Origin of the sequence: Mycolicibacterium aromaticivorans JS19b1 = JCM 16368 (assembly GCF_000559085.1) — a bacterium.
Lineage (GTDB): Bacteria > Actinomycetota > Actinomycetes > Mycobacteriales > Mycobacteriaceae > Mycobacterium > Mycobacterium aromaticivorans.
The window spans coordinates 4,759,126-4,785,885 of the sequence record NZ_JALN02000001.1 but is presented as its reverse complement, the minus strand read 5'-3'; the positions used below and the strand labels follow the sequence as shown (position 1 = coordinate 4,785,885).

Below are 26,760 nucleotides of genomic sequence, written 5' to 3'. Positions count from 1 at the left end.
GTGACCCGGTTATGTGGCCTGCAGGATCAACGGCGGGCCGGGATCCGGCGAGAGCGGCACGTTCTGCCGCTGCAGCAGCCAGGCGGCGATGTTGTGGAACAGCGGCGCGGCCGAGTGACCTGGCGTTCCGTCCGGGTTGCGCTGCGGATTGTTCATCATGATGCCGATGACGTAGCGGGGATCGTCCGCGGGCGCCATGCCGGCGAAGGTGATCCAGTAGACGTCGCTGTAGTAGCAGCCGCACGCCGGGTTGATCTGCTGGGCCGTTCCCGTCTTGCCTGCGATCTGATAGCCGTCGACGGCGGCCGGCGCCCCGGTGCCCTGCTGGTAACCCATCGGGTCGCGCTGGACGATCGCGCGGAACATGTTGCGCACCGTACGGGCGGTCTCCGGCGACACGACGCGGATGCCGGCGGGATGCGGCTCTTCGGTGCGTGTGCCGTCCGCGGCGACGGTGGCCTTGATGATCCGCGGCGGGATGCGCACGCCGTCGTTGGCGATGGCCTGGTACATCCCGGTCATCTGCAGCAAGGTCATCGAAAGGCCCTGCCCGATGGGCAGATTCGAGAACGTGCTGCCCGACCACTGGTCGATCGGCGGCACCAGGCCCGAACTCTCACCGGGCAGACCCACATTGGTGCGCTGCCCGAGACCGAACTTGCCGAGCATGTCGTAGTAGCGCTCCGGCCCGATCCGCTGCGCGAGCATCAAGGTGCCGACGTTGGACGACTTCCCGAACACGCCGGTGGTGGTGTACGGCATCACGCCGTGGCTCCACGCGTCATTCACGGTGACGCCGCCCATGTTGATCGAGCCGGGCACATGCAGCACCTCGTCGGGGTTCGACAGCCCGTATTCGATCACCGACGACGCGGTGACGATCTTGTTCACCGATCCCGGCTCGTACGGCGAGGTGACCGGCAGGTTGCCCAATTGCTTGTCCTGCTGCCGACCGATGTCCTGGCTGGGGTCGAAGGTGTTGTCGTTCGACATCGCCAGCACTTCACCGGTTTTCGCATCCAGCACCACCGCGGAGACGTCCTTGGCGCCGGAAGCGTCCTTGGCCATCTGGACCTGCTGCTGGACGTAGAACTGGATGTCGTCGTCGAGGGTCAGCTGGACGGTGGAGCCGTTGACGGCGTCATGCTTGTTGCGGTAGCTGCCGGGGATGACGACACCGTCGGAGCCACGGTCGTAGGTGATGGAGCCGTCGGTGCCGGACAACTTCGAGTCCATCGAGTCCTCGAGGCCGAGCAGACCGTGGCCGTCCCAGTCGATACCGCCGACGATGTTGGCCGCCAAGGCGCCACCCGGGTACTGGCGCAGGTCTTGGCGTTCGGCGCCGATCTCGGGGAACTTCTTGATGATGGCGTCGGCGATCGCCGGATCGACCGCGCGGGCCAGGTAGACGAAGGTCTCGTTGCTGCGCAGCTTCTTGAGCAGGGTGGCCGCATCGGGCTTGTTGTCGAGCTTGCCTGCGACCTCGGTGGCGATCTGGGTGAGCCGCTTGTCGGGATCCGGTGCGGAAGGCGACTTCTCCTTCGCCTCGGTCAGCTGCTTGCGGATCTTGGCGGGCTGGAAGGTCAGCGCCCTGGCTTCGATGGTGAAGGCCAGCTTGTCGAAATTGCGGTCGACAATGCTGCCGCGCACCGCCTTCTCGACATCGGTCACCTTGAGCTGGCTGGCAGCCTCGGCACGCAGGCCGGCGGCCTGTGGCACCTGCAGGTTGAACAGCTGGGTGGCGGCCACGCCGAGGGCTAGGAAGATGACGATGTTGCCCGCGCGGTGGCGAAAGATGAATGACGCTGTGCGGGAACCACTTTCGATGATCTCACGGGTGCGACGAGTTTTTGCCGGACGCCCGGGCCCGGGATCCGGTTGAGCCTTGCCCGCAGAGGTGCGCTGCCGTTTGGAATCCCGGCGACTCACTGACCGGCTCCGGCGGGCGCGACGGGCGGATCGACCGGGGGCGCAACCGGGGCATCGGGCGCGGCCACGGGCGGCGCGGCCACGGGCGGCGCGGCAGCGGGCGGCGCGGCAGCGGGCGGCGCGGCAGCGGGCGGCGCGGCAGCGGGCGGTGCTGCGTCAGCGGGTGCGGGCACCGGTGCGAGCACGAGGCCCGGCGCGGGCGCGGGCGCCTGAGCCGGGACCGCCAGCGTGCCGGGCAACGGCGCCTGCGCCGCCGCGGGGGGAAGTGCGACAGTGCCGGGAGCCGGGACAGCGCCGGGTGCGAGAACCGTGCCGGGCAAGGTTGCCAAGGGAACGCCGAAGGGCATCGCACCATTCAACGGCAGACCACCGAGCGGAGTGGGTGCGACACGCACCGGAACCTCGGGTGAACTTCCCGGCTTCGGCGCGGCCACCGGGGGCGGCACGGGGGCGGGAGGCGGCAGCGGCTTGTCGTCGGGCAGTTTGCTGTTCAACGGCGGGGGCGGCACCCCTTCGGCCGGCTTTGGCTTGCCGACCACGGTCCAGTTGCCCGTCGGATCCTGAACCAGATGCGCGGTGTCCTTCGACGGGATCATGCCCAGATTGCGCGCGGACTCGGCCAGCGCGGGCGCGGATTGCGCCTCGAGGACGTCGCGTTCGAGGGCTTCCTTCTGCTGGGACAACGCCTCATTGGTGGACCGGGCGGTGCCCAACTGGTAGGACCGCTGAGCGGCGTCGGTGGACAGCCACAGCGTCACGGCCAGCCCGAGACCCAAGGCCCCGATCACCAGCACCACGAACGGAACTTTGGCGACAAGCGTGTGCGGACGCAGCTCGATACCGGCCAGCCGGGCGATCAGCCGGTCGCGAAGTGGTGGCCGAATGACTTTGGGAGCCTTCGCCTTACGCGCTTTCGCTCGCGCCTTGGCCTGACTGACGTTCTTCGCCCGGGTGGGACGTTCGGTGGGCCGTGCGACCGGCGCGGTCTGCGGTCCTTGCCGCAGTGCTCGCGGCTCGTGCGGGCGGCGGGCCGATGCACGTCCGCCCCGTGCCGGTGCCTCGGTGCCGCGGCGACGGGCAGTGGCCGTGCCTGCGCCCGCCTTCTTCCTGGCCGACTTGGTCGGTTCGTTCTTGTCCCGCTTGGCCTCTTTGCGATCCGCCGGGCCGGCTGGCTTGCGCCCCACCTTCATCAGCTGTTTCCTCCCCGTCCCCGGTTGACCGACATCACGCGCTGCAGCGCCCGTAGCCGAACCGGTGCACTGCGTGGATTCCGTTCGATTTCCGCGGCGTCGGCGCGTTCGGCACCGCGGGTGATCGCGCTGAATTCCGGCTCATAGCCGGGCAATTCGACGGGCAGGTCGGCCGGCGACCGGGAGGCGGTTGCTGCGGCGAACGTCGTCTTGACGATCCGGTCCTCCAGAGACTGATAGGACATCACCGCGATCCGCCCGCCGGGACGCAGCGCGGCAAGCGCCGCGGGCAGTGCCGCCGTCAGCGAGTCCAGCTCGGCATTGACCGCGATCCGCAGGGCCTGGAAGGTTCGCTTGGCAGGGTGACCCCCGGTGCGGCGCGCCGGCGCCGGGATGCCCTTGTAGACGATCTCGACCAGTTCGCCGGTGGTGGTCAGCGGCGCGTGCTGGCGTCGTTCGACGATCAGCCCCGCGATGCGGTGGGCGAACTTCTCCTCGCCGAAGCGACGCAGGATGTCGGTCAGTTCGGCGCGGCCATAGGTGTTGAGGATCTCCGCGGCGGTCAGCGGGGCGTCGGTGTCCATCCGCATGTCCAGCGGCGCGTCCTTGGAGTAGGCGAATCCGCGCTCGGCCTGGTCGAGCTGCATCGAGGAAACACCGAGGTCGAACAGCACACCGTCGATGGATTCGGTTGCCTCCCAGCCGGCTTCGGCAAGAGCCTCGGCGATGCCGTCGTATCGGGTGTGCACCAAGGTGATCCGGTCGGCGAACGGGGCCAGCCGCTCTCGCGCACCGGCCAGGGCACCCGGGTCACGGTCCAGCCCGATCAGGCGCAACGTGGGGAATTCGGTCAGGAAGCGCTCGGAATGGCCGCCGGCACCCAGGGTCGCGTCGACGAGGATCGCATCCGGGCGGGTCAGCGCGGGGCCGAGGATCTCGACGCACCGATCCAGCAGGACGGGGATGTGCCCATGCCCTGATTCGCGGTCGGATTGGTCAACCACGACGGAACCTCCGGGTTCTAGGTGCAGCCTCGCACCGAATCGGGCACCGTCCGCCCTTGCATCGAGGTCCCTGTCCGAACAGGTGAACCTGGCGTTGGGGAAGTACGTCAGGGTCGGTTCGGGCAGAGACCACGATGCACGGGCTACCTCCGGCTGGGCGGCCAGCTCAGATGATGTCGCTGAGTGCTTCATCGCTGGCCGCGGAGAAGTTCTCTTCGTGGGTCTCCTGGTACTCCTGCCAGGCTTGGGCGTCCCAGATCTCGAGGAAGTCGACGGCGCCGATCACCACGCATTCCTTGGACAGGTTGGCGTAGCGGCGGTGGTCCGCCGACAGCGTGATCCGGCCCTGGGAGTCGGGGTGCTGTTCGTCGGTGCCGGCCGCCAGGTTGCGCAGGAACGCCCGCGCCTCCGGGTTGCTGCGCGAGGTCTGCGACGCCCGCCGGGCCAGCTGTTCGAATTCCGAACGTGGGTAGACGGCAAGGCTGTGATCTTGGCTTTTGGTGACCATCAACCCTCCTGCCAATGCGTCGCGGAACTTGGCGGGCAGTGTCAGCCGCCCTTTGTCATCGAGCTTGGGCGTGTACGTGCCGAGAAACATGCTGTGCACATCTCCTTGCCCTCACGCCCCGGAGCCGTCGCTCCGTTAACCGCCACAATACCCCACAATCCCCCACTTTGCTCCACATAATGGCTTGTTTTCGATCGACATCCGCCACTCCCTGCCACCTCTGCCCCGCCCCGAGCCGTTGAGCCGTCGACTAGACCCACAAAAGCGCAGGTCAACTACCGGTGGGGCGAAGTGGGGGTGATCAGCGCGCGTCGAGATCGACACCGCGGTCACTCAGATGGCGGATCGACATCCCTCGTGTCGATATCGCGCAGGGCGAACTGCCGGAGCGGGGTCCAGGCAAACAAAAACGGGGCAGCCGAAGCGGCTACCCCGTATTCGAGACGTTGACGATCACTCGTCGAAACGACGCCGGAAGCGATCCTCCATGCGGCTCGTGAACGATCCGCCGCCACTCTTCGGCCGGCGCTGACGCGAACCGGACGACGGTGACGACGGGCTCGAGCGGTCCCGGCCGCCGGCGACACGCGGGCCGGTGATGGCGAAGACCACGCCGCCGAACATCACGACGAAGCCGATCACCGACAGAATCGGGAAGCTGCCGGTCCACCACAAGGCCTTGACCGCAACCCCGGCAACCAGCATCGCCAGACCGATCACGAACAGGCCGGCGCCCTGCAATCGTCTGCGCGTGGAGGGGGCCCGCAGAGTTCCGCCCCGCACACTCGAGGCGAACTTGGGGTCCTCGGCATAGAGAGCGCTCTCGATCTGATCGAGCATGCGCTGCTCATGATCGGAGAGTGGCATTCGTCCCTCCTTGCCGACACGGCCGGTCACGATTCCGATAGAACTTGGCTGCCCAGCAATCTACGGGGCGACTAACCAAATGATACGAGCTAGATGTGCGGCGTACCACCTAGTTGGTCCACCCGATTGTAGCCGTGTCCAGGCGTTGTTCTGTCCCCGCCACCACCACGTAAGGGCCTGGTCACCACAGCAGCGGCAGAGCCGGGTCGCTAGTGCACTGATAATGGCCATGCACCCCCGGATCCATCGGCAGACAGAAAGGCATCGTGGCGTTGGCGACTTTCCTCATCGATCTGTCGCCCACCGACATGGCGCAGCGTCTTCACGACGCACTGAGCGTGTACGTCGACGCCATGCGCTACCCGCGCGGCACCGAAGGCCAGCGGGCGGCGATGTGGCTCGAGCACACCCGCCGGCACGGGTGGAAAGCCGTCGCCGCCGTGGAAGCCGACGTGGCACCCGCTGTCGAGCCCGGGACCGCGCAACTGTCGGCCGCTCCCCTGCTCGGTATCGCCTACGGCTACTGCGGTGCCCCCGACCAGTGGTGGCAGCAGCAGGTGGTGGCCGGGCTGCACCGCATCGGCGTGCCCGCCGACGAGATCAGCAGGCTGACCAGCAGCTACTTCGAACTGACCGAGCTCCACATCCACCCAAGCGCCCAGGGCCGAGGACTGGGTGAAGCGCTCGCACGACGCCTGCTGGCCGACCGCGGCGAGTCCCACGTACTGCTGTCGACTCCCGAAATCATCGGCGAGGCCAACCGTGCCTGGCGGCTGTACCGGCGGCTCGGCTTCACCGACGTGATCCGCGGCTACCACTTCGCCGGCGATCCCCGGGCGTTCGCGATTCTGGGTCGTAGCCTCCCGCTGTAGCGCGGATCTGGCACGATACCCACGTGCGCGACCCATCCCGCCGCCTGCGCTTACGCGCCCTGGCGTTGTTGCTGCTGATCATCGCGCCCTTGGCCGTCGGCTGCGTGCGAGTGCACGCCTCGATCACGGTGTCGCCGGACGACCAGGTCTCGGGTCAGATCATCGCCGCGGCCAAAGCCCGCGACTCAGACGATCAGGGGCCGCAGTTCGACCTCAACGTGCCGTTCAGCCAGAAGATCTCGGTGTCGAAGTACAAGTCCGACGACTTCGTCGGCTCCGAAGCGGTGTTCTCGAACCTGAGCTTCGCCGAGGTGCCGCAGCTGGCCAACCTCAATCGCGAGGCCGCCGGGGTGGACATCTCGCTGCGGCGGGCAGGCAATCTGGTGATCCTCGAAGGCCGGGTCGATCTGACCAGCGTCACCGACACCGACGCTGACGTTTCGCTGACGGTCTCCTTCCCCGGCGAGGTGACGTCGACCAACGGCGACCGCCTCGACACCGACGTCGTCGAGTGGAAGCTCAAGCCAGGCGTGGTGTCGACGATGAGTGCCCAGGCCCGCGCCACCGACCCCAGCACCAGGTCGTTCACCGGAGCGGCGCTCTGGCTCGGACTCGGTGCGCTCGCGGTGTGCGGCGTCATCGGCAGCCTGGCCTGGGTCAGCCGGGACCGTTCGCCGCGATTCGCCAACTCCGATCAGGCCGACAGTTAGCCGACGTTCTAGTCTGGTTGCACCCGGATCTCCCGGCGGGTCGTACACAGAAAGGGGCGCTGCGCTGAGCGTCGAAGCAGCTCCGTCTGCCGTCCAGCTGGCCGGCGCCGTCACCGACCAACTTCGGAAGTACCTGGCCGGCCGCCGTGCCGACGCCGCCTACATCGGCACCGACTACGACGGGCTGATCGGCGCCCTCGAAGATTTCGTGCTGCGGGGCGGAAAACGAGTGCGGCCCGCGTTCGCCTACTGGGGCTACCGCGCCGTCACCGCCGATCCCGATCTTCCGGTGGACGACGACGCGCTGCGGCTGTTCTCGGCGCTGGAGCTGCTGCACGCCTGTGCACTGGTGCACGACGACGTCATCGACGATTCGGCGACACGGCGCGGCTGGCCGACGGTGCACGTCCACTTCACCGACTTGCACCGCAGCAGCAGTTGGCGCGGCTCGTCTGAGCAGTTCGGCCGTTCGGCCGCGATCCTGCTGGGTGACCTGTCCCTGGTGTGGGCTGACGACATCATCGCCGCGGCGAATCTGGACGACGACGGCAGGCGTCGCGTCCGGCGGGTGTGGTCGGACATCCGCACCGAGGTGCTCGGCGGTCAGTACCTCGACATCGTCGCCGAATCCAGCGGCGCGGAGTCCATCGAGTCGGCGATGAACGTGAACACGTACAAGACCGCCTCCTACACGATCTCGCGGCCGCTGCAGTTCGGGGCCGCGGCCGCCGCAGACCGGCCCGACGTCCAGCGCATCTTCTACGAACTCGGTACCGACCTTGGTGTGGCATTCCAGCTGCGCGACGACGTTCTCGGGGTGTTCGGCGATCCCGCCGTGACCGGCAAACCGTCCGGGGACGACCTGCGGTCCGGCAAGCGCACCGTGCTGCTCGCCGAGGCCGTGCAGCGGGCCACCGCCTCGGATTCGGCCGCCGCGGACCGGCTGCGTGCCGGGATCGGCACCGAGCTGTCCGACGCCGATGTGCGCCGACTCTGCGACGTGATCGAGTCGGTGGGCGCGCTGGCCGCCGTGGAGGGGCGCATCGAACTGCTGACCAACCGGGCGCTGAGCCTGCTGGAGAGCTCGCCCATCAACGCACCGGCCAAGGCAGGTCTGACCGAACTCGCCAGATTGGCCGCCAACCGGTCCGCCTAGGCCCATGTCCGCCACCACACCCACCACACCGACCAGCCGGGCCGGCCTCGCGCGCATTGCGGCGTTCACCGCCGCTGACGAGGGCCGCCCTGCTCTGCTCGGTTTCCTCGGCGCGATCCTGCTCACCCTCGGCGGGCTCGGCGCGGGCAGCACCCGCCAGCACGACCCACTGCTGGAGTCGATGCACCTGTCCTGGCTGCGATTCGGCCATGGCCTGGTGGTGTCATCGGTGCTGCTGTGGGTCGGCGTCGTCCTGATGCTGGTCGCCTGGCTGTGGGTGGGCCGCAGAGTTGTCGATGAAGACGCCGAGATCAGCGATTTCGCGATGATCGCGACCGCCGGATTCTGGCTGGCTCCCCTGCTGTTGAGCGTTCCGCTGTTCAGCCGGGACACCTATTCCTATCTGGCGCAGGGCGCGCTGTTGCGCGACGGTCTCGACCCGTATGCCGTCGGACCGGTGGTGAACCAGAATTCGTTGCTGGACAACGTGAGTCCGATCTGGACCACCACCACTGCGCCCTACGGCCCGGCGTTCATCCTGGTTGCCCGGTTCGTCACCACCCTGGTCGGCGACCATGTGGTGGCCGGCACCATGCTGCTGCGGCTGTGCATGCTGCCGGGGCTGGCAATGCTGATCTGGGCGGCGCCCCGGGTGGCCCGTCACATCGGCGCGAACGGCGCGGTGGCACTGTGGATTTGCGCTCTCAACCCGCTGGTGATCATTCACCTGATGGGCGGCGTGCACAACGAAATGCTGATGGTCGGCCTGATGATGGCCGGCATCGCGCTGACGTTAGCCCGCCACCACGCCGCCGGGGCCGCGCTGATCGCGATCGCCGTGGCGGTGAAGGCGACTGCGGTGTTGGCCCTGCCGTTCATGGTGTGGGTGTGGATGCGGCATCTGCGAGAGCGGAAGAAATACACCGCGCCAAGAGCTTTCACGACCGCATCGGCGGCGTCGGTGGCAATCTTCGTCGTGGTGTTCGCCGTGCTGTCCTGGGTCGCCGGGGTGGGTCTGGGCTGGCTGACGGCGCTGGCCGGATCAGTGAAGATCATCAACTGGCTGACCATCCCGACGGCCGTCGCGAACCTCACCAACGCCATCGGCGGACTGTTCATGCCGGTCAACTTCTACGCGGTACTCGACGTCACCCGGATCGTCGGCATCGCGATCATCGCCGTGTCACTTCCCTTGCTGTGGTGGCGGTTTCGCCACGACGACCGCGAAGCGCTGACCGGCATCGCGTGGGCGATGCTGGTCGTCGTGCTCTTCGTCCCCGCGGCGCTGCCGTGGTACTACACCTGGCCGCTGGCGGTGCTGTCGGCATTGGCACAATCCCGCACCGCGATCGCCCTGATCGCCGGGTTCTCCACGTGGATCATGGTGATCTTCAAACCGGACGGCTCACACGGGATGTACTCGTGGATCCATGTGCTGCTGGCCACCGCGTGCGCTCTGGCGGCCTGGTACTCGCTGAAAGTCAGTACGCCATCGCCTGGGCGCGCCGAACCACCTCACGAGCCTGATGAGCGTGCAGCGCATCCACCGGGCGAGCGTTGCTGACCGTCTCACGCGACCCATCGCGGGTGATCGTCAGTGACGGGTCGGCGGTGAACAGCCAACGCAGGATCTCGGTGTCGCGGTAGCCGCCGTCGCGCAGTACCGCCAGCAGGCCGGGCAGGCTTTTCACCACCTCACCCTCGGCGTTGAGGAAGGCCTTCGGGATCATCGGGACCCCGCCGCGTTTCACCGCGACCAGATGGCCTTCCCGTAACTGCTGATGCACCTTGGTCACCGGGACGTGCAATAACGCGGCGACCGCCGGCAGATCGTAAACGGGCTCGTCGGGATCCAGCACGTCTTCGCCGGCGGGAATGCTGCTCACCGGCCCAGTCTAGAACTGTTCGGCCGCGGCATACCATGTGTCGGTGACGTCGGACCCCCTCAACGGCGTGTTGCTGGAAGACCGGTACCGCGTCGACGCCAAGATCGCCACCGGCGGCATGTCCACGGTGTACCGCGGTCTGGACGTGCGTCTGGACCGTCCGGTCGCGCTCAAGGTGATGGACGCGCGGTACGCGGGAGACAGCCAATTCCTCACCCGCTTCCAGCGAGAAGCCCGCGCGGTGGCCCGGTTGAAGGACCCCGGGCTGGTCGCGGTCTACGACCAGGGTCTGGACGGCAGTCACCCCTTTCTGGTGATGGAGCTGATCGAGGGCGGCACGCTGCGCGAGTTACTGCGCGAGCGCGGGCCGATGCCCCCGCACGCGGCGGCAGCGGTGCTGCGGCCGCTGCTGGGCGGACTGGCGACCGCACATCGCGCCGGTCTGGTGCACCGCGACGTCAAACCCGAGAACGTGCTGATCTCCGACGACGGCGAAGTCAAACTGGTCGACTTCGGGTTGGTTCGCGCGGTTGCCGAGGCCGGGATCACCTCGACCAGCGTGATTCTGGGCACGGCCGCCTACCTGTCCCCCGAGCAGGTCAGCACCGGAGCCGCCGACGCGCGCAGCGACGTCTATGCCGTCGGTGTGCTGGCCTACGAATTGATCACCGGCGCAACGCCGTTCACCGGTGACAATCCGCTGACTGTGGCCTATCAGCGGATGGACCACGATGTCCCGCCGCCCAGTGCGGCGATCAGCGGGGTGCCGCCTCAGTTCGACGAGTTCATCGCGCGCGCAACGGCGCGCGACCCCGAGGCCCGGTTCGCCGACGCGGCGGAGATGGCCGAGGATCTGGACGCGATCGCCGTGGAGTTGGCGCTGCCGAAGTTCCGGGTGCCTGCGCCGAGGAACTCCGCGCAGCACGCCGCGGCCACCGCGTTTCACAGCCGGCCGACCGTCGACTTCCACCCCGCGCCGCAGCAGGTGCCCGCGCAGACCGCGCCGCCGCTGCCGCCGCCACCCGCCGTCAAGAATCCCACCCGTCAGCTCATTCGCGACCCACAGGACTGGCGGCCGATCGCCGAGGACGACGAGACTCCGGAATTGGCAAGTCAATTCGCCGGTATCGACATCGGTGAGTTCATCTGGGAACGGCAACGCGCCCGTCGGTCACTGATGTTCTGGACCCTGATCGTGCTGCTGCTGACCGGCGGGATGGCCGCGGCAGGCTGGGCCCTCGGCACCAACCTGCAAAGCCTGATCGGTTAGTCGCGCAGCATCTCCGCGACCAGGAACGCCAGCTCCAGTGACTGCTGGGTGTTCAGTCGCGGATCGCACGCCGTCTCGTAGCGCCCGGCCAGATCGGAATCCGAGATGTCCTGCGCGCCACCGAGGCATTCGGTGACGTTCTCACCGGTGATCTCGACGTGCATGCCGCCGGGATGGGTGCCCAGCGCGCGATGCACCTCGAAGAAGCCCTGCACCTCGTCGACGATGCGGTCGAAGTGGCGGGTCTTGTAGCCCGTCGAGGACTCGTGGGTGTTGCCGTGCATGGGGTCGCACTGCCAGATGACGTGATGCCCCGACGCCTGCACCTTCTCGATGATCGGGGGCAGCACGTCGCGCACCTTGCCATTGCCCATCCGGCTGACCAGCGTGAGCCGGCCGGGCTCGTTGTTCGGGTCGAGCCGCTCGACGTACTCCACCGCCAGTTCCGGTGAGGTGGTCGGGCCGATCTTGACGCCGATCGGGTTCGCGATCACCTCCGCGAACGCCACGTGGGCGCCGTCGAGCTGACGGGTGCGCTCCCCGATCCAGACGTAATGCGCGGACAGGTCGTACAGCTTGGGCCCGCCTGCTGCTTCGGCGTCCATCCGCAGCATCGCACGCTCATAGTCCAGCACCAGCGCCTCATGGCTGGCGTAAATCTCGGCGGTGTCCAGGTTGCGGTCATTGACACCGCAGGCCGTCATGAAGCGCAGGCCACGATCGATCTCGCCGGCCAGCGTCTCGTAGCGGGCACCGGCGGGCGAGGTCCGGACGAACTCCCGGTTCCAGTCGTGCACCGCGTGCAGCGACGCCAATCCCGACGACGTCAGCGCCCGCACCAGGTTCATCGCGGCGCTGGCGTTGGCGTACGCACGGACCAGCCGCGACGGATCGTGCTGGCGCACGGCGGCGTCGGGGGCGAAACCGTTGACCATGTCACCGCGGTAGGACTTCAGCCCCAGCGCGTCGGTGTCCGAGGAACGCGGCTTGGCGTACTGGCCCGCGATTCGGGCCACCTTGACCACCGGCATGCTCGCGCCGTAGGTGAGCACGACGGCCATCTGCAGCAGGGTGCGGATGTTGGCGCGGATGTGCGGCTCGGTGTTGTCGACGAAGGTCTCGGCGCAGTCGCCGCCCTGCAGCAGAAACGCCTTGCCGAGGGCCACATCGGCCAGCTGCGACTTCAGCTTCTCGATCTCCGACGGCACGGTGACCGGCGGCACGCTCTCGAGGACGGTACGCATCGCGGCGGCCTGCTCGGGATCCCAGCTGGGCTGCTGCAGCGCCGGCTTCGTCAGCGCCGCATCGAGGCGTCCGCGCAGGTCAGCCGGGAGCGGCGGGAGCGACGGCAGCTGCTCGATCGGTACGTCAACGGTCCAGTTCACCCGTCCATGGTAACCGGGCCGCGCATCCCCTTTTACCGGCTGACCGGCGTCACACCCAGGTCGATCCCGGTGGTCATCAGCACATACCGGCGCCGGTTGTGGCGGGCGTCGACCAGGGCGTCGTGGGTGTCCTGCGGTCGCGGCGGCATCCGCGGGCTGCCGCGGTCCTCCCAGAACTGGCGCAGCTCGCGGGTGAACCGCGGGATCTGCGGCGGCAGGCTGGTCATCGGCCCCCAAAGCTGGCAGAGCGCGACGTGGTCGTAGGCGGCCACCCAGGCCCACAGCTCGATCGGCTCGTCGCCGTCGATGCCCAGGAACTCCTCGAGGCCCTCGCGGATCTGGCGCCGCGAGCGCCACAGCTGCGACGACGGGCTCGGGAGCTTCGGCAAGACGTTGGTGCGCACCCACCGGCCTGCGGAGTCCGGGTCGAACTCGGTGGAGATCGCGTAGAACTCGCGTCCGTCGTCGGCCACCACGCCGATCGAGATCAGGTCGATGATCCGACCGTTGTCGATGAACTCCGTGTCGTAGAAGTACCGCACCGGCCGCACCCTATCCCTTCGCCTCGACCCGGTGCGGCGGTGCGGGCGCAGCGTGAATCTCCTTGTCGAGCTCGGCGTCGACCTCGGCGTCAGCCGGGAAACTCGGCTCACCGGCGATGATGTGCTGCAACCACAGCTTGGCCTGCACGACGGGGCGGCGCATGTAGCGCTCCCGCTCCAGCGAGCGGTGCATTTTGCGCTCGTGGTCCTGATAGAACCACCGCGCCCACGGGGCGTGCGGGCGGGACAGCCGGATCGCACCGATGACCAGCAGCGGCGTGATGAACATCCCGATCAGGCCGGTCCACACCTTGCCCTTGAGCAGCACCACGACAGCCAGCGCGAGCGTCAGCACGGCGAGCACGACGACCAGTGCGCGCGCGCCGACGGAATCGTCGGCTCGCCAGATCCCGATGTCGAAGAATGACAGCGGGTTGAAACCCATGATCAGCAGGCCGGCGACGGCGATCGCGGCGAACACCGCGTCCACTGAGGCGCGGCCGTCCTCTGCCCAGTAGACGTCCTCCAGATGCAGGATCAACGCGAACTCGTCGAGAACCAGTGCTGCGCCGATGCCGAAAATGATTGCCGCAGCGGTGAATTCGCTGATACCACCCTCGGTGGCCATCGTCACCATGGCGACTCCGGAGATCATCACCAGGATGATGCCGAACACGGCGTGGTGGATGTGCAGGCCGCCGTGGCCGGAGATGTTGCGCGGCTGCCACCATTTGCGGGGAGCGTCGCTGTCGGCGTTGTGCCGGATGTAGCGGACGATCGTGCGTGTCACGAAGAACGTGAGGATGAACGCGATCAGACACCACATCAACGGCACGCGCCCGGGGGCGACGACGTCGAAGTGCAGGTGGTAGGGCACGGGACGTGAAGATACGCGCCGACGCGCGCCGATGGGCCCGGCACGGCCGGGATACCCCCCGGCGCGTCGCGGCGCCGGAGATAGTCTGGTTTGCGAGATGAGTAGCGACGTGGGCAGTTCGGCGCGGCCCTGGTTGGTCGCCGGGTGGCGGGTAACGCAGGTCGCGATCGTCGCGCTCCTGGTCTATGCGGGCTGGCTGCTGTTCGGGCATATCCCCTACCGGATCGACATCGAGGTCTACCGGATGGGCGGCCAGGCGTGGCTACACGGCCAGTCCCTCTACTCCGGAGACGCGACATTCCGCACCACGATCGGGCTGGGTCTGCCGTTCACCTATCCCCCGCTGGCGGCCATCGTGTTCAGTCCGTTCGCCTGGGTGCCGTTGTCGGTGGCGAGCGTGACCATCACGGTGATCACACTGGTCCTGCTGCTGGTCTCCACCTGGATCGTGCTGACTCGGCTGGCGGTGTGGCCGGCCTCGACACTGACCCGGCAGCCGGCGTGGCTGCGCCGGGCCTGGCTGTCGGCGGGGTTGGTGGCGCTGGCGGTGATGTATCTGGAACCCATCGACGCCAACTTCGCGTTCGGCCAGATCAACGTTGTGCTGATGACGTTGGTGATCGCCGATTGCGTTCCGCGCCGCACTCCCTGGCCGCGGGGGATGCTGCTCGGGGTGGCAATCGCGCTGAAGCTGACTCCGGCGGTCTTCCTTCTGTATTTCCTGTTGCGTCGCGATGGTCGCGCCGCGCTGACCGCGGCCGGCACGTTCGTCGCGGCCAGTCTGCTGGGCTGTGCGTTGGCCTGGCGCGATTCGCTGGAGTACTGGACCACCACGATCCGCCACACCGACCGGATCGGCAGTGCGGCGCTGAACACCAACCAGAACATCGCGGGCGCGTTGGCCCGCCTCGGCCTGGACAAGAGCACCCACTTCATCCTCTGGACGCTGGCCTGCTTCGCCGTCCTGGGCCTGACCGTCTGGGCTGTGCGGCGGGTACTGGCCGCTGCCCCCGCGGATGGCGGTAAGTCGGGCGATGAGCCGACGCTGGCGCTGATGTGCGTGGCCCTCTTCGGGCTGATGGTCTCGCCCGTGTCGTGGTCACACCACTGGGTCTGGGCGTTGCCGACGGTGATCACGGCGGCGGTAGCCGCCTACAGACGGCGCAACATCGCGCTGAGCGTGGTGACCGGTGTCGGGGTGGCGTTGATGGTGTGGGTTCCGCTGGAGTTGCTTCCCCAGCATCACGAGGAGTCGGCGTCGTGGTGGCGCCAGCTGCTCGGGATGTCCTATGTCTGGTGGGCCTTGGCAGTGATCGTCGTCGCGGGGCTGACGGTGACCACGCCGATCGCTAACCTGCGGCGGACTGCGGGATCCGCGCCGGTGGCTGATCTGGTCCACCCTGCTTAGGGCCCCCGGGTTCCTCGCTGTTCTTCAACGTCGCGGCGTAGATGTCGACGTACTCCTGACCGGACAGCTCCATCAGCTCGTACATGACCTCGTCGATGACGGCCCGCTCGATGAAGCGGTTGCCGGCCAGCCCGTCGAACCGGGAGAAGTCCATCGGCTTGCCGAAGCGCACGGTCACCCGGCCGAAGCGCCACATTTTCGATCCCGGCGGGTTGACGACGTCGGTTCCGATCATCGCGACCGGAATCACCGGGACCTGCGTCTCGAGCGCGAGGCGCGCCAGTCCGGTCTTGCCCTTGTACAGCCGGCCGTCCGGGGAGCGGGTGCCCTCCGGATACATCCCCATCAGCTTGCCCTGCGACAGCAGTCGCTCGGCGGTGGTCAGTGCCGCCTGCGCGGCGTCGGCGTCGGTGCGATCGATCGGGACCTGGCCGGCCACGGTGTAGAACCACCGGGTGAACCAGCCCTTGATGCCGGTGCCGGTGAAGTATTCGGACTTGGCAAGGAACGTGATCCGTCGCCGGACCACCAGCGGGAGGTAGAAACTGTCCGCCACCGCCAGGTGATTGCTGGCAAGGATTGCCGGGCCGTGGTCTGGAAGATGTTCCAGTCCTTCGACTTTCGGCCTACCTAACAGAGCCAGCAACGGGCCCATGAAGATGTACTTGAACAGCCAGTACCACATGGAGCCTCCCGATCACCGCACGCTTTCGTGCAACTCTACCCAGGTCCACGGACACCGACCACAGGTCGCACCCGGTTCTCACCGGATCACCAGGGCGCGGCCAGCGTCAGTCCTCGACGCTGACCGGAATGTGTTGGTAGCGGCTGCCGGGGCGCTCCGGCGAATCCGGGTCCGGTCGATCCGCGGGTGTGCGGTCCGGATCGGATGGGCTCGTGCCGTCCTCGTCGAGGATCGTCCGGATCACCGTCACCAGTGCCACGCTGTGCTCGGCGACAACGGTCAGCAGCGGATGTTGTTCGCCGTTGACCAGCGCTGCCAGCGCACACACCGGGCACCACACCTGCTGGCACTTGGCCTGCCCGCCACCGGATGCCATTGCCGCACCGGCCCGCACGGCCGGGTCGAGCCGGTCGAGGATCGCCTGGGCCAAGGCCCGCAGTTCGGGCCCCAGGTCGGGGTGCGGGCCGTTCACGCGGGCCACACCTCCGGATTGGGTCGAAAGCGCACGGTCAGCTCGGTACCGCGCAGGGCCGCATCCATCACGATGCACCGCCGCAGAACCGACGCCAGCCGTACCCGGCGCCGCATCCCCGCGGCGCCGATGATCAGGTCGTCGTCGACCCGGCCCAGTGTCAGGGTGCCCGGATCGATTTGCGGCAACTCTAGCCGCATGCGGTAGACGGCATCGAGCCCCGAGCCCGATTCGCGGTCCACCACCGGCTTGAGCGGCCCGGGCGGCGCCGAGCCGTCCCGTCGCCGGACGCTGTCGAGTAGTTGTCCGAGCGCCTTGGGACCGATCGGCTCACCGGCCAGGTGGGGCGCCAGCACCAGTTGCACGTCGCCGATGGTGGCGGCGAGCTCGTCGAGCACCGATTGCTGTTCGGAGATCCGCTCGGCGTACCAGCCGAACGCCGGATGGTCGGGAAGATTGCGGTACTCGTACGAATCATCTTGGACGAGAACCTGATTCACGATCAGTTCAGCGACCTGCACACCCATCAGCACCAGCGAGCCCAGGGTGCGCACCGCCTCGGCGGCCACCACCCGCTCAGCGGTGAGCACCAGGTGGGCGCTGACCCGCTCGGCATCGGTGAGCAGGGCGGACAACTCTTCGACGGCCCCGCTGATGCCCTCGACCACGGCCACGGTGGCCGCGGCGTGCATGCCGTCGACGGCGGCGCTGAGCCGGCGATGCCGGGGCCACGCGCGCTCGACGTACATCGCGAAGGCGGCAGGCAGCGTCAGCATCCGCATCGCATCGGCAGTCGAGGCGCAGTCGACCACGACGTAGTCCCACCGGCCGGAGTCGGCCAGCGCGGCCACCTCGGCCAGCCCTAGCACCTCCTGGATGCCGGGTAGGGCGGAAAGCTCTTCCGGAGCAACGTCTTTGATGTCGGACTCCGGAAATCTCGCGGCCAGCACCGGCGCGACGGCCCGCCATCTGTCTGCGAGCAGGGCCAGGGTGTCCAGTGCCAGCGCGTCGAGGTGACCGCCGGCGGTGTCGTCGGTGTCCTCCTCGGTGAGGATCCGCACCGGCTCGCGGGCCCCGGTCGGCGGGACCACCACCCCGAGAACATCGCCGAGCGAGTGGGCCTGATCGGTGGAGACGGTCAGCACCCGCTGACCGGCCAGCGCCGCCCGGACCGCCGTCGCCGAGGCCAGCGTCGACTTGCCGACGCCGCCTTTGCCGACGAAGAAACTGATCCGGGCCCGATCAGTCACTCAGGCCTCGACCCATTTCTTCAGGTCCTTGAGCGCGGTGTCGGTCAGCCTACGCTCGGCCTTGCGCTTGAGCAGGCCGATCATCGGGATCATCAGATCCACCGACAACTCGTAGGTGACATCGGTTCCAGAACCTTTGGGTTGCAACGTGTATGCGCCGTCGAGTGCCCGCAAGAGCGAGCTTGAAACCAATGACCACCGCACCGACTTGCGGTCGGCGGGCCACTCGTAGGCCAGCACCATGGTGTCTTTCAGAACGGCGGCGTCCAGAACCAGGCGCGCGACCAGCGGGTAGCCGGCGTCGTCGGACTCGATGACCTCGGTTTCCTTGTATTCGGAAACCCACTGCGGGTACGACCCGATGTCGGCGATGACATCCATCACGGTGCGGGGGTCCGCGTCGATGTAGATGGTCTGCGCCGTCTTGTCAGCCACTGTTGCCAATTCCCATCGCTTGCGCTGCGAAACCCGACAGGGTCCGCTCCCTCGGCCACAAAGGTACCCTCCCGCTCGAGGGTCTGACCTGATATCAGGTGGCGGGTGCGACGCCCACCGGGCGGGACGCCTCCAGCGTGGATTTCACCTCGAACGCCATCCGTTTACCGGCCACCCGGCGCCGATGCGTGAGCTTCGCGAAGTTCATCTTGGCCAGCTGCCAGGCGGCGACCCCGGAAGGCTCGGCGTGCAGGAAGTAATGCAGCAGCACGCCGTCGAGCACCGGCTCCAGCCAGATCTCCATGGTCCCGGTCAGCGGGCCGGTCACCGTCCAGCGCACGCCCTTGTCGGCACGGTCCTCGACGACCTCGAGGCGCAGGTCCGGCCACCACCGCCGCCAGCTCGCGCGGTCCGCGACCGCGCGCCCGACCGCCGCCGGATCTGCCGCGACAAACGTCTCGTCGGCGACCTGGATGCTGTTCATGCCAACAGCTTCACATATCGGGTCCACGGGCAGGGTGCCCGGCTGCCGGTGACTACGCTGTTGACATGCGTGAGTACAACGTTCCGGCGTCGTTCACCGTCGGCGAGCACGACAATGTCGTCAGCTCGGTGTACGACCACGAGCGCACCGATCCGAGCTACGTAATCGTGCAGCGGCAGGTCGACGGCGGCTGGACCGATGTGACGTGCGGCGAGGTCGCCGCCCAGATCCGCTCGGCGGCGCTGGGATTGATCGCCGAAGGCGTGCAGGCCGGCGACCGCGTGGCGATCCTGTCGGCGACCCGCTACGAGTGGGTGATTCTCGATTACGCGATCCTGTCGGTCGGCGGGGTGACGGTGCCCATCTACGAGACGTCTTCGGCCGACCAGGTCCGCTGGGTACTCCAGGACTCCGGCGCGGTCCTGGTGTTCACCGAGACCGAGTCCCACGCTCAGATGGTCAAAGAACTCCAGGACGAGCTGCCGGACCTTCGCAAGGCGCTGCGGATCGAGTCCTCGGGCCCCACCGCGCTCGACGAGCTGGCCCAGGCCGCCGCCGGCGCGGACCCGGCAGAGCTGGAGCGCAGGCTGACGGCGCTGCGTTCGGCCGACCCGGCGACATTGATCTATACCTCGGGCACCACCGGCCGACCCAAGGGCGTCCAGCTCACCCACGCCAACCTGCTGTTCGAAACCCGCGGCACCACAACGTGTTTCCCGACGCTGCTGCGCCAGCACGAGCGGCTGCTGGTTTTCTTGCCGTTGGCGCATGTGCTGGCGCGCGCCTTGTCGATGACGGCGTTCGCCAACAAGGTGACGCTCGGCTACACCAGCGACATCAAGAACCTGGTGCCGATGCTGCAGTCGTTCAAGCCGACGATCGTGGTGTCGGTGCCCCGAGTGTTCGAGAAGGTCTACAACACAGCCGAATTGAATGCCCGTAACAGCGGCAGGGGCCTGGTTTTCGAGCTGGCCGTCAAGACCGCGATCGCCTACAGCGAGGCTCTGGCCGGCGCTGGCCCCAACCTGCTGCTGAAGCTCGGCCACGCAGTGTTCGACCGACTGGTGTACAGCAAGCTGCGGGCAGCCCTCGGTGGTGACTGCCATGCCGCGATCTCGGGCGGCGCGCCGTTGGGCAAGCGACTCGGCCACTTCTACCGCGGAGCCGGGCTGTCGATCTACGAGGGCTACGGACTGACCGAGACCAGCGCGGCGATCACGGTGAACCGCATCGGTGAGCTCAAGGTCGGCACGGTTGGAAAGTTGGTGCCGGGCAACAGCATGGCGCTCGCTGAAGACGGCGAGCTCCTGGTTAAGGGTGGCGTCGTGTTCGACGGCTACTGGCGCAACGAGAAGGCGACCGGCGAAGCGATCGTCGACGGCTGGTTCCACACCGGGGATCTGGCCGGCATCGACGCCGACGGCTTCGTGTCGATCACCGGCCGCAAGAAGGAGATCATCGTCACCGCGGGCGGCAAGAACGTCGCCCCCGCCGTGCTCGAAGACGCCCTGCGGGCCCATCCGCTGATCAGCCAGGCGATGGCCGTCGGCGACAACCAGCCGTTCATCGGCGCCCTGATCGCCATCGACCCCGAGGCGTTCGACGCGTGGAAGACCCAGCACGGCAAGGCCGCCGGCGCGTCGGTAGGTGACCTGCGGACAGATCCGGATCTGGTCGCCGAGATCGAGTTGGCCGTCAAGGACGCGAATCAGCATGTCTCCCATGCCGAATCGATTCGTAAGTTCCGAATCCTGCCGGAGGACTTCACGGTACAGACCGGCGAACTGACTCCGACGCTGAAGGTCAAGCGCAATGTGGTTGCGGAGAAGTTCGCCGACGAGATCGCAGCGATCTATGCGAAATAGCTCCGCAGCGCGTCGGATACGGGTAGAGGTACGAACATGGTGAGCAGAGTTCTTGTCGGTGTCACCGGCGCGGTCATGGCGTCAACAGCGATGTTGGTCTCCCCGGTGGCATCGGCCGACGGCTACGCGGGTCAGACATACGCCGACGCGGCGAGTTCGCTGAGCGGGTCAGGCATGACCGTCGTCGTCGGCGGGCGCGTCGGGTCCGAATTGCCCACCGACAAGTGCATCGTCACCCGGTCGCAGAAGGCACCGTGGATCAAGGGCACCAACTTCCAGCAGGTGAACAACACCATGCTGCTCTTCCTGAACTGCAACGCCGCCGTGGCGACAGCAGGCAAGGCCGGCAACTCGGCGGCCTCTCCAGAGGGGCAGCAGGCGCTCAAGGACCAACAGGCGTATGAGTGGAAGAGCACGACCGAGGACGGCGCCGCATGGTGCGCCGAGAACATGAAGGCACATCCCACCTGGACGGGCAACGCGTTCGACGGCTGCCCAGGCACCGGCACGTAGCGACCCCGGTGAGCCTGTGCAGCAGCCAGGCCAGCGGGACGGTGGCACCCAGCGTCAACAAGTACAGGCCCGGCAGTGAGCCGGTGAACAATGGCCAACCCAGTACCGCGCCGAACAGGATTGCCATCACCAGGACGTGCAGCAGGAAGATCTCGTACGAGATCTCACCGAGCCAGACCATGGGCCCGCTGGCGAGCAGCCGATCGAAAAGCCCGCCCGCGGCCAACGTCGGCGCGGCCACGACGAGCATCGCGATCACGGCGTAGAGCAGCGCCCTGGTCACCGCACCGGCGAGCGGCGTAGACACCAGGAGATACAGCAGCACGGCGGCCGGGATGACGAGCCCGGCGCGCCAGCGCACCCCGGTCGTCTGCAGTACCGCCACCGCCATCCCGCCGGCGAATGCGGCGAGCTGAGCCGGCAGCCACATGCCTGCTGAATTCGGTAGCCAGTCGGTGCTGTTCAGGACGATCAGCCATACCGGACTGATCGCAGCCAGGGCTGCCAGCCCCGCGAGCAGGCGCCCCGGCCGCCACCGATCGCCGCACAGCACCACCAGCAGCAGGTGGACCAGCAGCGGCAGCACGGCGTAGAACGCCGCCTCGACGGCCAGGCTCCACGTCTGCGACAGGCCTCGGTGCAGCGACGTCAGCAGATAGTTGTTGGTGTAGATCTGGGTCAATGTGAGGTGGCGGATCAAACCGGACCAGCTCTGGCCGGGGTTGGGGCCGGTCGAATAGAAGGCGAAGACGCCGTACGCGAGCAGCACGGTGACGACGTAGGCGGGCATCACCCGGCGCAGCCGACGCTGCGCGTAGGCCCGAGTCGACGGCGCGCCCGTGCCGGCGGCTGCCGCGGTCACCCACGGGCGAAACAGCAGGAAACCGGAGAGCGCGAAGAAGATCGACACCCCGATCTCCATCCGCGCGGACATCAGCCCGAGGTAGCCGTGGGAGAGCATGCCGGTTGCGAACGCCGCGTGCGTGCCGACCACCAGCAGCGCGGCCAGGGCGCGCAGCCCGGTCAGCGACGCCGGCCGCCCGCGCACCGGCTGTGATGGGCCGCTGCGTTGGTCGAGGTTCGGGCCGGCCAGCACGCCGCGAGGGTAGCCAGCCCACCCGTGAAATTGCTGAGCCGCGGGTCAGAGCAGGCCTGCGACGAAGCCTGCCGCCTGATCTGGGTACGGCGGCAGCTCGTAGTTGCTGTGGGCGGCGCGGTCGAGGCCGGGCGAGCAGATCGGGTCGCCGCTACTGCAGATGTCGATGGCGCGGCCGGCGAACTGGCCGGTGCTAGACAGCGGGGAGCCGAACCGGGCCCCCGGGTTGCCGAACACCGCGACGGCCGCGATCTGACCGGCGGCGGCCGGCGGCAGCGGCGGAGCCGAGCCGATGCTGCCGATCCGCTGCCCAACCGGCGGGACACCGGCCAGCATCGACACCGCCGCGGCGCCTTGGGAGAACCCACCGAGCACCAGGGTGGTCTGCGGGCAGCGCGCCCCCATGTCCGCGATGCGGGCGGCCGCGTCGTCGGCTCCGGACGCTGCGGCGAGGAAGTTGAAGCTCGCCGGGTAGTTCACCGGGTAGGTGCCCATGCTGCGCCCGCCCAGGCGGGGCGCGAGCGCGTCGGCGAAGGCCTGCCCCACCCGCCCGAGGCCGGGCGGCTCACCGGTGCCGCGGGCGAAGATCACCTCGACGCCGGGGCAGTCGTCGGCCGTAGCGGCGCCGACCGGTCCGACCAGGGTTGCAACTGCGGCCAGAACGGCACCGAACGCGGCGACCCGGGTTTTGCTCATCTGGAGCATCGTCACACGGCGTGGTCGGCCACGCGCAGGAGTTCGGAAAGCCGCGCGGTGTGCGCCGCCCAGTTCCAGTCCGCCTCGACCCACCGCCTGCCGGCCTCCCCCATCCGCGCACCGAGTGTGGGGTCGTCGAGGATGCCCGAGACCGCCTCGGTGATCTGCTCGACCGAACGCCCGTCCACCACCCGTCCCGTTTCGCGGTCCTTCACGGTCTCGGGCGCACCACCGGAGTTCCCGGCCACCACCGGCACGGCCGCCGCCGAGGCCTCCAGGAAGACGATGCCGAGACCCTCCACATCAAGCCCGGAACCCCTTGTGCGGCAAGGCATTGCAAAGACATCGGCCATCGCGTAGTGGGCCGCCAGCTCGGCGCCGGGCACCGCCCCGGTGAACACCACATCGTCGGTGACGCCCACCTGCGCGGCGAGCTTGTGCAGGTCGTCGGCGTAGGGCCCGTTGCCGACGATCACCAAAGCTGCGTCCGGCACCCGGCGGCGGATGCCGGGCAGCGCTTTGATGAGCATGTCCTGGCCTTTGCGCGGCACCACCCGCGACACGCACACCACGGTGGGCCGCTCGCCGAGGCCGTAGGAGCCGCGCAGGCGGGCCCGGGCCGCGGGGTCCGGACGGAAGCGCTCGGTATCGACGCCGGGCGGCAGGTGCTCCAGCGCGGCGTCGGGCCCGAACGCCGAGGCGAACCGGCCGCGGGTGTAGTGACTGACGAACGTCACGACGTCGGTGGTGTCGCCGATGCGGCGCAGCGCGGAACGCGCGATCGGCAGCATCGACCAGCCCACCTCGTGGCCGTGAGTGCTGGCCACCACCCGGCGCGCGCCGGCGTCGCGGGCCCGGCCTGCGAGCAGCGCCAGCGGGGCGGCGGCCCCGAACCACACCGTGTCGATGTCGTGCTCACGGATCAGTTCGCGCATCCGGCGGTCCACACCGGGCTCGGGCAGCATCAGCGTGCCCGGATGGCGCACGATGCGGTAGCCGGCCGCCCGGTCGTAGGCCTGCGCGTCCTTCCACGTCGGGGCGTAGACGGTGAGCTGATGTTCGCCGCTGTCGGCGAGCCGTCCGACGAACTGCTCCAAGTAGGACTGGATACCGCCCCGGCGGGGTGGAAAATCATTGGTGACCAGCAGGACTCGCGTCATCGCCGTACACGCTAGCCGGTCAGCCACTGCGCCCAGCGGGCACGTAGCTCGGTGGTATCGGTGTTCAGCGCGCGGTGCACGGCCGTCGCGAAGTCGCCGTGGCCGGGCCCACACGCTTCGGTGTAGAGCCTTCTCAACCCGTCGACGCCGTAGGTGTCGGCCACGAACCGGGCGAACCACCAGGCCCGGTCGTAGCCGTGTACACGTTGCGGTCCGGCGGCGTCCAGGTCGGCGTCGGCGGGTAGTGCGGTATCCGCGGCAGCACCCGGTGGTAGCGGTGTCGGCGGGCGGGCCACGAAGTCGGCCACCCCTTCGACCAGCCAGCGCGGGGCGTCCAGCGCGGTGTCGGCGCGGGCGGCGAGGTGAAACAGCTCGTGGGTCAACACGATTCGCAACGCCTGATCGCTCATCGCGACGGCACCGGGGGCGAACACCATGCGCTGACCACTGGCCCGATGGTGCGCAAAATCGACCTGTTCGGCGACCGAGACCGCGGCGATGTCCTGCCACTGGCCGCGCGGATCCAGGCCGGCTTGGGTGAGAAAATCCTGCTGTGAGCCGGTGGCGATGACGACGATCTCGCGATCCCAGTCGGTGCCCCAGAACTTCTCGACGGCGGCGACGGCGGCACCGATGTCCCCGCCGATGCGAGTGAGCAGGCCGTCGGTGCGGTCTCCACCGAGACTGATCAGTCGCACGGTGCGACCGTCGCCGACGATTAGGGGCGACGGTGCGGGGACCGCGGAACGCGGTGACGGCGGAGTTGCCGACGGCGCTGCCACCAGTGCCGAGCCACCGAGCAATTCGGTGATGAGAACGACGGCCAGGACGGCCGCGAATGCGCGCCGCCGGGGTACGTCAGTAGCGACGGACGTTGTAGATCGGGGCGTTGTTGACCGGTGCGATCATCACCGGACGCCCGAACGTCGAGGCGTGAACCATCATCCCGTCGCCGATGTAGATCGCCGAGTGCGAGGCGTCGGAGTAGTAGTTCACCACGTCGCCGGGCTGCATCTGGTCCATCGGGACGGGCTGACCACCTGCGGCCAGCGCCTGGCTGGAGTGCGGCAGGAAGATGCCGGCCTGCTGGAAGGCCCACATCACCAGACCGGAGCAGTCGAACTGGTTGGGACCGGATCCACCCCAGACGTACGGGTCGCCGATTCGGGTCAGCGCCGCCTGCACTGCGACCGCGCCTTGTTCACCACCGGCGCCGGGCGTCGGTACGGCGGCCATCGGGGTGACCTGGGCGGCGTCCGGCGGCGGCGGGGCGTCCGGTGCCGGCGGGAGCGCATCAGGCGGCGGCACATCGTTGAGCGGCGGCAGGCCCGCAGGCGCGGGGGCGGCCAGGATGTCGGCAGGCGGCACCGGTCCGGGGGCGGCCAGCGCGGTGCGCTGCTCCGGGGTGAGCGTCTGGTACCGCGACTTGACGACCGAGATCTGCACCTGCAGCTGAGACTGCTTGCGCTGCAGGTCGGCGCGGACCGCTGCGGCCTGCTCGGCGGCCGTCTTGGCCTCGTCCGCCGACTTGGCGGATTCGGCCTCGGCCTGGCGCAGCTGCTCGTTCGCCTGGCGGTAGCTCTGCATCTGGGCGGCCATCTCGGTGGCCATCACCCTCTGCACGGCCATCTTGTCGATCAGGCCCTGCGGCGACTCGGCCGTCAGGATGGCGTTCAGGCCGTCGGTGCGACCACCCATGTAAACCGCGGCAGCAAATTTGTCGACCGCACCCTGGTAGGTCGTCAACTGGGCCTTTGCGCTGTCAGCTGCGGCGAGGTCGTCCGTGTGCTTCTTCTCCGCAACGCTCTCAGCCTGCAGCTTCTTGTCAAGATCGAGCTGAGCGGAATGCATCGACTCGGTGAGCTGTTCTGCCTGTCGTGACAGTTCGTTCAGCTTGGCCACACCGTCTTCGGCGGGGTCGGCGTGCGAGGCGCCGGAGATAACGGCGGAAAGGACAAAGAAGCCCGCAATCCCACCAACTAGAGGGCGTTTGAGAACGCGTTTAGTCAGGTATCTGCGGTCAGAGCTCAAAATTGCGTTCCTTTAAGTGCCGTCGACGTTGATGCATCGAGTGCCTTAGGTCTCGAACAGGTTACGAAATGGCATCGGCGTTGTCCAAACGTGGGACGGAAATTCAGCAGACTCTCAGCCACCCAAGCCACACCAGTCACAACCTGCCAACCAACCTAGCAGGACGCGGTCTCGGCGCTAGCTGGCCAGCCCCCGTCCTCCGGTGCGGTGGATCGGCACCAGCCGCAACTTCGGCGCCAAACCCGCCTCAGCAAGCACCTCGAGGGCCGCTCGTTCGTCTTCCAGCAAAGTTTCCGGGACACCGAGCAATACGCTCACCACACAGTCGCGACAACCAGGGCCGCGCACCGCACAGTCGTCGCAGTCGATGACGACCGGTTCGGCTGGCTCCATTCCCATCTCGGGACTCCTTCTATCGAGTTGGCCGCACGCTATCTCCGGCCACCGACAAATCCGCCCGTCCCGTCAC

At 68.1% G+C, this 26,760-nt stretch carries 27 protein-coding genes; 7 read left to right on the top strand and 20 right to left on the bottom strand.

Annotated features, from left to right (window positions below; all coding sequences use genetic code 11):
* Nucleotides 1-9: 9 nt before the first annotated feature.
* The 5 genes from Y900_RS22820 to Y900_RS22800 form a co-directional block, all read right to left on the bottom strand.
* The gene (locus Y900_RS22820; protein WP_081845206.1) at nt 10-1,929 is read right to left on the bottom strand and encodes a peptidoglycan D,D-transpeptidase FtsI family protein; all 1,920 of its coding nucleotides are present in this window, start codon (nt 1,927-1,929) and stop codon (nt 10-12) included.
* The gene (ftsL, locus tag Y900_RS33145; RefSeq protein WP_036344675.1) at nt 1,926-3,119 is read right to left on the bottom strand and encodes a cell division protein FtsL; all 1,194 of its coding nucleotides are present in this window, start codon (nt 3,117-3,119) and stop codon (nt 1,926-1,928) included. The genes Y900_RS22820 and ftsL overlap by 4 nt, the downstream gene beginning before the upstream one ends.
* Nucleotides 3,119-4,315, bottom strand: a complete 1,197-nt coding sequence (gene rsmH, locus Y900_RS22810) for a 16S rRNA (cytosine(1402)-N(4))-methyltransferase RsmH (protein WP_081845205.1) — start codon at nt 4,313-4,315, stop codon at nt 3,119-3,121. Before rsmH ends, ftsL begins: the two co-directional genes overlap by 1 nt.
* Nucleotides 4,290-4,721 carry a division/cell wall cluster transcriptional repressor MraZ gene (gene mraZ, locus Y900_RS22805; RefSeq protein ID WP_036347573.1) on the bottom strand — a complete coding sequence of 144 codons (432 nt, stop codon included), beginning with the start codon at nt 4,719-4,721 and terminating at the stop codon, nt 4,290-4,292. Before mraZ ends, rsmH begins: the two co-directional genes overlap by 26 nt.
* Before the next feature lie 363 nt (nt 4,722-5,084).
* The gene (locus tag Y900_RS22800; protein ID WP_036347571.1) at nt 5,085-5,498 is read right to left on the bottom strand and encodes an SCO2097 family morphological protein; all 414 of its coding nucleotides are present in this window, start codon (nt 5,496-5,498) and stop codon (nt 5,085-5,087) included.
* Between the two features lie 272 nt (nt 5,499-5,770).
* On the opposite strand from Y900_RS22800, the gene Y900_RS22795 reads away from it, so the two are divergent.
* The 4 genes from Y900_RS22795 (at nt 5,771) to Y900_RS22780 (ending at nt 9,800) form a co-directional block, all read left to right on the top strand.
* The gene (locus tag Y900_RS22795; protein ID WP_036347569.1) at nt 5,771-6,370 is read left to right on the top strand and encodes a GNAT family N-acetyltransferase; all 600 of its coding nucleotides are present in this window, start codon (nt 5,771-5,773) and stop codon (nt 6,368-6,370) included.
* A 23-nt stretch (nt 6,371-6,393) separates the two neighbouring features.
* Nucleotides 6,394-7,080: an LppM family (lipo)protein gene (locus Y900_RS22790; RefSeq protein WP_036344673.1), complete on the top strand. Its 687-nt coding sequence runs from the start codon at nt 6,394-6,396 to the stop codon at nt 7,078-7,080.
* A 97-nt stretch (nt 7,081-7,177) separates the two neighbouring features.
* The gene (gene idsA2, locus Y900_RS22785) at nt 7,178-8,236 is read left to right on the top strand and encodes a bifunctional (2E,6E)-farnesyl/geranyl diphosphate synthase (RefSeq protein ID WP_192827606.1); all 1,059 of its coding nucleotides are present in this window, start codon (nt 7,178-7,180) and stop codon (nt 8,234-8,236) included.
* Between the two features lie 4 nt (nt 8,237-8,240).
* Nucleotides 8,241-9,800 carry an alpha-(1->6)-mannopyranosyltransferase A gene (locus Y900_RS22780; RefSeq protein WP_036344672.1) on the top strand — a complete coding sequence of 520 codons (1,560 nt, stop codon included), beginning with the start codon at nt 8,241-8,243 and terminating at the stop codon, nt 9,798-9,800.
* On the opposite strand, the gene Y900_RS22775 is transcribed toward Y900_RS22780, so the two are convergent.
* Entirely contained in the window at nt 9,718-10,122 is a 405-nt protein-coding gene (locus Y900_RS22775) for an Rv2175c family DNA-binding protein (protein ID WP_036344671.1), read from the bottom strand. The two genes, Y900_RS22780 and Y900_RS22775, sit on opposite strands and share 83 nt — an antisense overlap.
* A gap of 37 nt (nt 10,123-10,159) precedes the next feature.
* Between Y900_RS22775 and Y900_RS22770 the strand changes: the two genes are divergently transcribed.
* Nucleotides 10,160-11,392 (top strand): protein kinase domain-containing protein, encoded by a 1,233-nt coding sequence (locus Y900_RS22770; RefSeq protein WP_036344670.1) that lies wholly within the window; start codon nt 10,160-10,162, stop codon nt 11,390-11,392.
* On the opposite strand, the gene Y900_RS22765 is transcribed toward Y900_RS22770, so the two are convergent.
* The 3 genes from Y900_RS22765 to Y900_RS22755 are packed head-to-tail and all read right to left on the bottom strand — an operon-like array spanning nt 11,389 to nt 14,145.
* Nucleotides 11,389-12,777: a class II 3-deoxy-7-phosphoheptulonate synthase gene (locus Y900_RS22765; RefSeq protein WP_036344669.1), complete on the bottom strand. Its 1,389-nt coding sequence runs from the start codon at nt 12,775-12,777 to the stop codon at nt 11,389-11,391. The genes Y900_RS22770 and Y900_RS22765 overlap by 4 nt on opposite strands.
* Before the next feature lie 32 nt (nt 12,778-12,809).
* On the bottom strand, nt 12,810-13,319 hold the full coding sequence (locus Y900_RS22760; protein WP_036347565.1) for a polyadenylate-specific 3'-exoribonuclease AS: 510 nt from the start codon (nt 13,317-13,319) through the stop codon (nt 12,810-12,812).
* A 10-nt stretch (nt 13,320-13,329) separates the two neighbouring features.
* Nucleotides 13,330-14,145, bottom strand: a complete 816-nt coding sequence (locus Y900_RS22755) for a hypothetical protein (RefSeq protein ID WP_051660455.1) — start codon at nt 14,143-14,145, stop codon at nt 13,330-13,332.
* 148 nt (nt 14,146-14,293) lie between these two features.
* On the opposite strand from Y900_RS22755, the gene Y900_RS22750 reads away from it, so the two are divergent.
* Nucleotides 14,294-15,604 carry a glycosyltransferase 87 family protein gene (locus Y900_RS22750; RefSeq protein ID WP_036344667.1) on the top strand — a complete coding sequence of 437 codons (1,311 nt, stop codon included), beginning with the start codon at nt 14,294-14,296 and terminating at the stop codon, nt 15,602-15,604.
* Here the strand turns inward: Y900_RS22750 and Y900_RS22745 are convergent.
* The 5 genes from Y900_RS22745 to Y900_RS22725 form a co-directional block, all read right to left on the bottom strand.
* Entirely contained in the window at nt 15,546-16,289 is a 744-nt protein-coding gene (locus Y900_RS22745) for a lysophospholipid acyltransferase family protein (protein ID WP_036344666.1), read from the bottom strand. The two genes, Y900_RS22750 and Y900_RS22745, sit on opposite strands and share 59 nt — an antisense overlap.
* Nucleotides 16,290-16,395: 106 nt before the next feature.
* Complete coding sequence (locus tag Y900_RS22740) at nt 16,396-16,761, bottom strand: hypothetical protein (RefSeq protein ID WP_036347562.1); 366 nt, start codon at nt 16,759-16,761, stop codon at nt 16,396-16,398.
* Nucleotides 16,758-18,011 carry an ArsA family ATPase gene (locus Y900_RS22735; protein WP_036344664.1) on the bottom strand — a complete coding sequence of 418 codons (1,254 nt, stop codon included), beginning with the start codon at nt 18,009-18,011 and terminating at the stop codon, nt 16,758-16,760. Before Y900_RS22735 ends, Y900_RS22740 begins: the two co-directional genes overlap by 4 nt.
* Complete coding sequence (locus Y900_RS22730; protein ID WP_036344663.1) at nt 18,012-18,446, bottom strand: SRPBCC family protein; 435 nt, start codon at nt 18,444-18,446, stop codon at nt 18,012-18,014.
* Between the two features lie 94 nt (nt 18,447-18,540).
* Nucleotides 18,541-18,930 (bottom strand): polyketide cyclase / dehydrase and lipid transport, encoded by a 390-nt coding sequence (locus Y900_RS22725; RefSeq protein ID WP_036344662.1) that lies wholly within the window; start codon nt 18,928-18,930, stop codon nt 18,541-18,543.
* A gap of 65 nt (nt 18,931-18,995) precedes the next feature.
* Here Y900_RS22725 and Y900_RS22720 point away from each other — a divergent pair, with 65 nt between their 5' ends.
* Nucleotides 18,996-20,795: an AMP-dependent synthetase/ligase gene (locus tag Y900_RS22720; protein ID WP_036344660.1), complete on the top strand. Its 1,800-nt coding sequence runs from the start codon at nt 18,996-18,998 to the stop codon at nt 20,793-20,795.
* 382 nt (nt 20,796-21,177) lie between these two features.
* Here the strand turns inward: Y900_RS22720 and Y900_RS22715 are convergent, their stop codons facing one another.
* The 6 genes from Y900_RS22715 to Y900_RS22690 form a co-directional block, all read right to left on the bottom strand.
* Nucleotides 21,178-22,404 (bottom strand): acyltransferase family protein, encoded by a 1,227-nt coding sequence (locus tag Y900_RS22715; protein WP_081845204.1) that lies wholly within the window; start codon nt 22,402-22,404, stop codon nt 21,178-21,180.
* 45 nt (nt 22,405-22,449) lie between these two features.
* On the bottom strand, nt 22,450-23,100 hold the full coding sequence (locus tag Y900_RS22710) for a cutinase family protein (RefSeq protein WP_051660454.1): 651 nt from the start codon (nt 23,098-23,100) through the stop codon (nt 22,450-22,452).
* A gap of 11 nt (nt 23,101-23,111) precedes the next feature.
* Nucleotides 23,112-24,260 (bottom strand): glycosyltransferase family 4 protein, encoded by a 1,149-nt coding sequence (locus Y900_RS22705; RefSeq protein WP_036344659.1) that lies wholly within the window; start codon nt 24,258-24,260, stop codon nt 23,112-23,114.
* Between the two features lie 11 nt (nt 24,261-24,271).
* Entirely contained in the window at nt 24,272-25,087 is an 816-nt protein-coding gene (locus Y900_RS22700) for a hypothetical protein (RefSeq protein ID WP_036344658.1), read from the bottom strand.
* Nucleotides 25,088-25,118: 31 nt separating this feature from the next.
* On the bottom strand, nt 25,119-26,291 hold the full coding sequence (ripC, locus tag Y900_RS22695) for a peptidoglycan hydrolase RipC (protein WP_051660208.1): 1,173 nt from the start codon (nt 26,289-26,291) through the stop codon (nt 25,119-25,121).
* Nucleotides 26,292-26,468: 177 nt separating this feature from the next.
* Nucleotides 26,469-26,690: a hypothetical protein gene (locus Y900_RS22690; RefSeq protein ID WP_102805459.1), complete on the bottom strand. Its 222-nt coding sequence runs from the start codon at nt 26,688-26,690 to the stop codon at nt 26,469-26,471.
* Nucleotides 26,691-26,760 lie beyond the last annotated feature (70 nt).